Here is a 5109-nt window from a genome sequence, read left to right as displayed (position 1 = left end):
TTGATTTCAAAAGAACGCTCCGGCAAGTTATTTGCCAGAGCGTTCTTTTAGATTAGCGATAATCAAATTTCAATGTAACTAACGGCTTAGTCCTTAGCCTTGAAGTAATGTACCTGCGCGGTGAAATCACTGGTTTGAACAGGAGTCGTGTAAAGTCCTAGTTGCATCAATTCATCGCCACCATACATTTTGTTTGTATCGGTCTCAACGTAGGTCTGCTGAGGGTCTAATCCCGCTAACTTCGTAATATGCGGTTCTGGTTGAACTGCACCTAAAATAACGAAGGTGAACAGCAAAGCTTCTTTCTGATCCGGACTAACAAACATCCACGCCACCGTATTAGATTCAAACGGGCTCTCTAATCGATAAAAGGTCCCGTATTGAACTAACTCACGGTGCTGCTTATAGAAGGCAACCTGTCTTTTAACGGCCTGCTTGTCCGCATCACTTAGTTGGGCCGCGTCCAGTTCATAGCCCAAGGTACCACTCATTGCCACAGCACCACGCATCTTCATCGACGTCGACCGTCCTAACAATTCATCCGGGCTCGTCCCAACATGGGCGGTAATTGCAGAAATTGGATAAACGAGTGAAGTCCCATATTGAATTTTGAGCCGTTCAATCGGGTCATTATTATCTGATGGCCAACTCTGTGGCATATAATACATTAAACCAGCATCAAAGCGGCCACCACCGCCAGAGCAGCCTTCAAATAAGATCTGTGGATAGCGTTTCGTTAAACGCTCCATCAAGTCATATACACCTAAGATAAAGCGGTGGCTAGTCTCACCTTCATGAGTTGAATCGCTATGTGGCGAATAGACTTCCGTTAAATTGCGGTTCATATCCCACTTGATATAATCAATGGGCACCTTATCAAGAACTGCGGTCATTTGTTCAAAAATATTGTCGACAACATCCGGCTGGCTGAAATCAAGCACGTATTCGTTCCGCGATAACGTTCGGCCACGATCTGGTACGCCTAACACCCAATCAGGATGGGCCCGATAAAGATCGGAATCGGCTGAAATATTTTCTGGCTCGAACCAAAGTCCGAACCGCATCCCTTTATCATGGGTCCGTTTGCTAATATCCGCTAAGCCTCCTGGTAACTTGTTCCGATTAACAAACCAGTCACCTAGCGAACTATTATCATCATTTCGATGACCGAACCAACCGTCATCCAGCACAAACATTTCGATACCCAGTGGTGCTGCAGCATCCAAGATTGATTGAATCTTGTCCGCATCAAAGTCAAAGTAAGTAGCTTCCCAATTGTTAATCAAGATTGGCCGGGGTTCGCGCTTGTAGCGACTACGCGCAACCCGATCGCGCAATAAATCATGATAGGCTTGCGACATCCCGTTAAGTCCAGTTGTCGAGTACACCATTGCAACCTCGGGCGTTTGGAAACTATCACCGGCCGCCAATCGCCAGTCGAAGTTATATTCATTGATTCCCATAGTCAAGCGTGTCTGACCAATTGGGTCCCGTTCTAAACTAACCTGGTGGTTACCTGAATAAATTAGCAATGCACCAAGGACATTGCCTTGAAATTCATTAGTATTCGGATCAGCTAGCGCCACAAAAGGATTCATATGATGAGAACTAGCACCCCGGCGACTTTCAAACTGAGTTACACCTCGATGGAGCCGTTCACGACTAAGCTGGCGCTCACGCGCATAGCTTCCAGGTAACGAAATGGCATCTAATGGTTGGGTTGGCAGGTCCATCTGCATCGAAGCCACTTTTTCTAAGTCGACAGCTTGCTCACTGTGATTAATCAACCGGGCGCTACGCGTGATAACTGGCCGATCCCGATAAATCGTGTAGGCTAATTCGAGTGTCACGCCTAATGTGGCATCTCGCAACGTCACAATCAAAGTTTGGGCTTCATCCTCATCTTCGACATAAGTTTGTGGCAAGCCCTTAAGTTCCGGCTTACCGGCTTCCATCCGGCAGTCTTGATAACGAAAATCAACTGTTCGAGCACCATTGGCCGCGCAAATAATCGCGGCGGGTTGCCGATAATCACCGGTATTATTGCCACCGTATTCCTGTGGCAAATCATCCTTGGAATAGCTTCGATCAGTCGTATTCGGTAAATTTCCTGAGAACCCCCGATCAATCCGGGGATACTGACGCTCGCCATGATAACCCCGAACCCGTGGGCCAAAGTACAAGTGGGCCAACACGTTGCCTGTCTCCACACCTAGAATATACGATATTTGATCGTTATGCAGGTGAAAGACAAGTTGTTCTTCATCAATGTCAATTAAAGTTTGCTGCAACGTTACTGCCATAGTAAAATCTTCCCTTCGCTATTAGCTTTTTCTATTTCAGTTCACAAAAAGAGCTATTAATGGCTCGCGTCATTAATAGCTCTCCTCGTAAAGAAACTATGCTTGATCCGGTAAGCCGACATTCGATAATTGTAAGACATCTTCATCATCTTGTACGGTGGTTCCTGAATCTTTAAGATACGTAAATTCGGGCATATCTTTATAGTTTGTAATAACGACCATAACGGTATCATCCAAGCCAGCCTTTTCAATTGCTGGTTGCCAGAATTCAATTAATTCTTGCCCTTGTGTGACATGGTCGCCCTTCTCAACGTACTGAACAAATCCAGTCCCGCGCATCTTAACAGTACCAATCCCAATATGAATTAGCGTTAAAATACCGGTATCAGAACGTAATCCGATCGCATGGCGAGTCGGGAAGGTTGCAACAACTTCACCATCAAATGGTGCGACAACGCGACCATCCGTTGGTTTAATGGCGAAACCTTTACCCATACTACCGTTTGCGAAGGATTCGTCAGCAACATCTTTCAAACTGATCAGTTCCCCGGCAACAGGATCTTGATAAACCGTCGTCTTGGCATCGGCTTCTGCTTCAACTTCAGCAGGAGTTTCATCGGTTTCCAAGTGAGTTGACCATGTTTTTTCAAGTTCATCAACGATTTGTGCATGCATCTTTTCATCCAACTTAACCTTCTTGAAGAAGATGAATGTCCCAATCAAAATCATAGCAGCAGGTACACCGAACATCATTAACTTGAAGATGGCAGCGCCATGGCTAGTCACATCACCAGCAGTGGCACCAGCTGTCATCCCAGCCCAAACAGCAGTTAAACCAACGACACCGTTAGAAATCGCACCGCCTAATTTATCAAGTAAAGGCCGAACGGATAAGGTTAAAGATTCGTCACGATGACCAAACTTCAACTGCCCATATTCAACAGAATCACTCAAAACCATCAAAACAACTAAGAAAATTAATGGTTGTGGAATGTAGAATAATACGGCCGCTGTTAAGATCATTGGTAATGACTGACCAGCAAAGGCAAACATGATCAGTGAAATCATCATAATAACAACTGCTAAGAAGAACACTTTACGACGACTAAACTTCTTTGCTAATGGTGGGAAGGCCAATACGGCAAAAATCCCAATAATCGCATTTAGTGAACCTAATAGTGTAAACTTCGAGGCGTCACCCAAAATATAGGTGAAGTAGTAAAGTTCTAGTGAGTTCGTAATGGCAATCCCTGCCGTGTAGATCCCATACATCAATGATAACCACATCAATTGATCGTTACGGGCTAACACTTTGAAGACTTCCTTGAAGCTAGTCTTTTCAGTGTTCTTACGCAATTCAGAATCATTTTCTTTGGTTCCAAGTGCAACAACTAAGGCAGAAATCAAAGCGATTGCGGCAATAATGATCCCAAATGCCATCCAACCACGGTTGTCACCTTGACCACTGTTAGACTTAACAGAAAACATTAAGACGATTGGCATAACGATAACCCCAACGATGTTGGCACCAATGTTAGAGCCAACCCGGGCGTATGTCGCCGTCTTTTCACGTTCTGCTGAGTCAAATGAGATTGCTGGAATCATTGACCAAAAACCAACGTCTTTAAACGAATAGAAAATATCCATTGTAATGTATAAAATTGCAAAAATAATTAAATATAGAATGGGGTTTGAGGTATTTAATCCGCCTAAACTCGTGAATAAAAGTGCTAAAACGACGGAACCTATAATCCCACCAATGACAATCCATGGTTTAAAGTGGCCCCACCGAGAATTAGTATTATCAATGGCATTCCCGATCAAAGGATCAATTGCTAGTTCCACGAACCGCAAACCTGCAATAATCATGGTGATCCAAGCAATCATTTGTGTTCCTTGAGCCCCACTACTCTTATCGAACAAGTGGGAGGTCACAAACATAATAAAATAAGTTGATAAAGTGGCATAGAAGGCATCGTGCCCAAACGCCCCAAACGAATAAGCAAGTCGCGATGTTATTTTACGACCTTTACTCTGCTTTGTCTCTGCATCCATAATCTCGCCTCACATCTTCCTTGAATAATTTACAAGTTTAAATGTAATCGTTTTCAGAAGTAATGTCAATGATTTTTAGTAAAATTTGTTCAAAAGTTTTATCTATACCGCTTTTGATTAGGACCTGCTAATGCGCCTATCGACACTGATTGCCCGCTTTCCAAGGGCTTAAGCAGTATAGTACTCATTATCTTACCAATGATCATCGTTTTACTAATCACGGTATTAATCAGATGCTCGGGACTTTGTTAACTAAATTAAACATTGTTTACTCATACGTTTACAAAAAAGGCGCCAGGCAGAACTCGCCTGACACCTCAACTAGTATTAATTTAACCGTTCATATTGGTACCGAATCGTATGCGTCACTGGTGCTCCTGGACGTAACACAATATCACCAAAATCAGGATGATTGATTGCATCAGGAAGTGTCTGGGCTTCCGTCGCTAACGCATTATATTGATGCGCGTCTTCCTTATCAGCATCAAACGGATTAGCCGTGAATATAATAAGACTATTGCGATCTGAATAAATTTTTACTTGGCGCTTATCATCAGTATCCCCAACGATAGCAATTGGTTCTGCCGCACTTGGGGCGACTTCATACGCATCGTCAAATTCAATGCCACCATTCTCAGTCTTCAGCTGGGCTAATGCCTTTTCAACTGGTTGTGCCTGGTTAAAGTCATACGCTGTGCCTTTAACTGCTAATTCCTTACCAGTTGGGACTTTTTCATCATCAAATTCCAAG

At 43.7% G+C, this 5109-nt stretch carries 2 protein-coding genes and 1 pseudogene; all 3 read right to left on the bottom strand.

Annotated features, from left to right (window positions below):
- Positions 1-86 precede the first annotated feature (86 nt).
- Positions 87-2303 carry an alpha-galactosidase gene (locus MMY95_RS15050; RefSeq protein ID WP_241277780.1) on the bottom strand — a complete coding sequence of 739 codons (2217 nt, stop codon included), beginning with the start codon at positions 2301-2303 and terminating at the stop codon, positions 87-89.
- Positions 2304-2399: 96 nt separating this feature from the next.
- On the bottom strand, positions 2400-4358 hold the full coding sequence (locus MMY95_RS15045; RefSeq protein ID WP_003643065.1) for a glycoside-pentoside-hexuronide (GPH):cation symporter: 1959 nt from the start codon (positions 4356-4358) through the stop codon (positions 2400-2402).
- A gap of 327 nt (positions 4359-4685) precedes the next feature.
- Positions 4686-5109 (bottom strand): annotated as a pseudogene (locus MMY95_RS15040) (galactose mutarotase); the annotation flags it as partial.

Source organism: Lactiplantibacillus sp. ME-2, assembly GCF_022549155.1.
Classification (GTDB): domain Bacteria; phylum Bacillota; class Bacilli; order Lactobacillales; family Lactobacillaceae; genus Lactiplantibacillus; species Lactiplantibacillus plantarum.
This window is presented reverse-complemented; position numbering and strand designations above follow the sequence as displayed.

Excerpts from the sequence above, each read along its gene's own strand:
- MMY95_RS15050 (WP_241277780.1), bottom strand. The coding sequence starts at position 2,303 with ATGGCAGTAACGTTGCAGCAAACTTTAATTGACATTGATGAAGAACAA.
- MMY95_RS15045 (WP_003643065.1), bottom strand. The coding sequence starts at position 4,358 with ATGGATGCAGAGACAAAGCAGAGTAAAGGTCGTAAAATAACATCGCGA.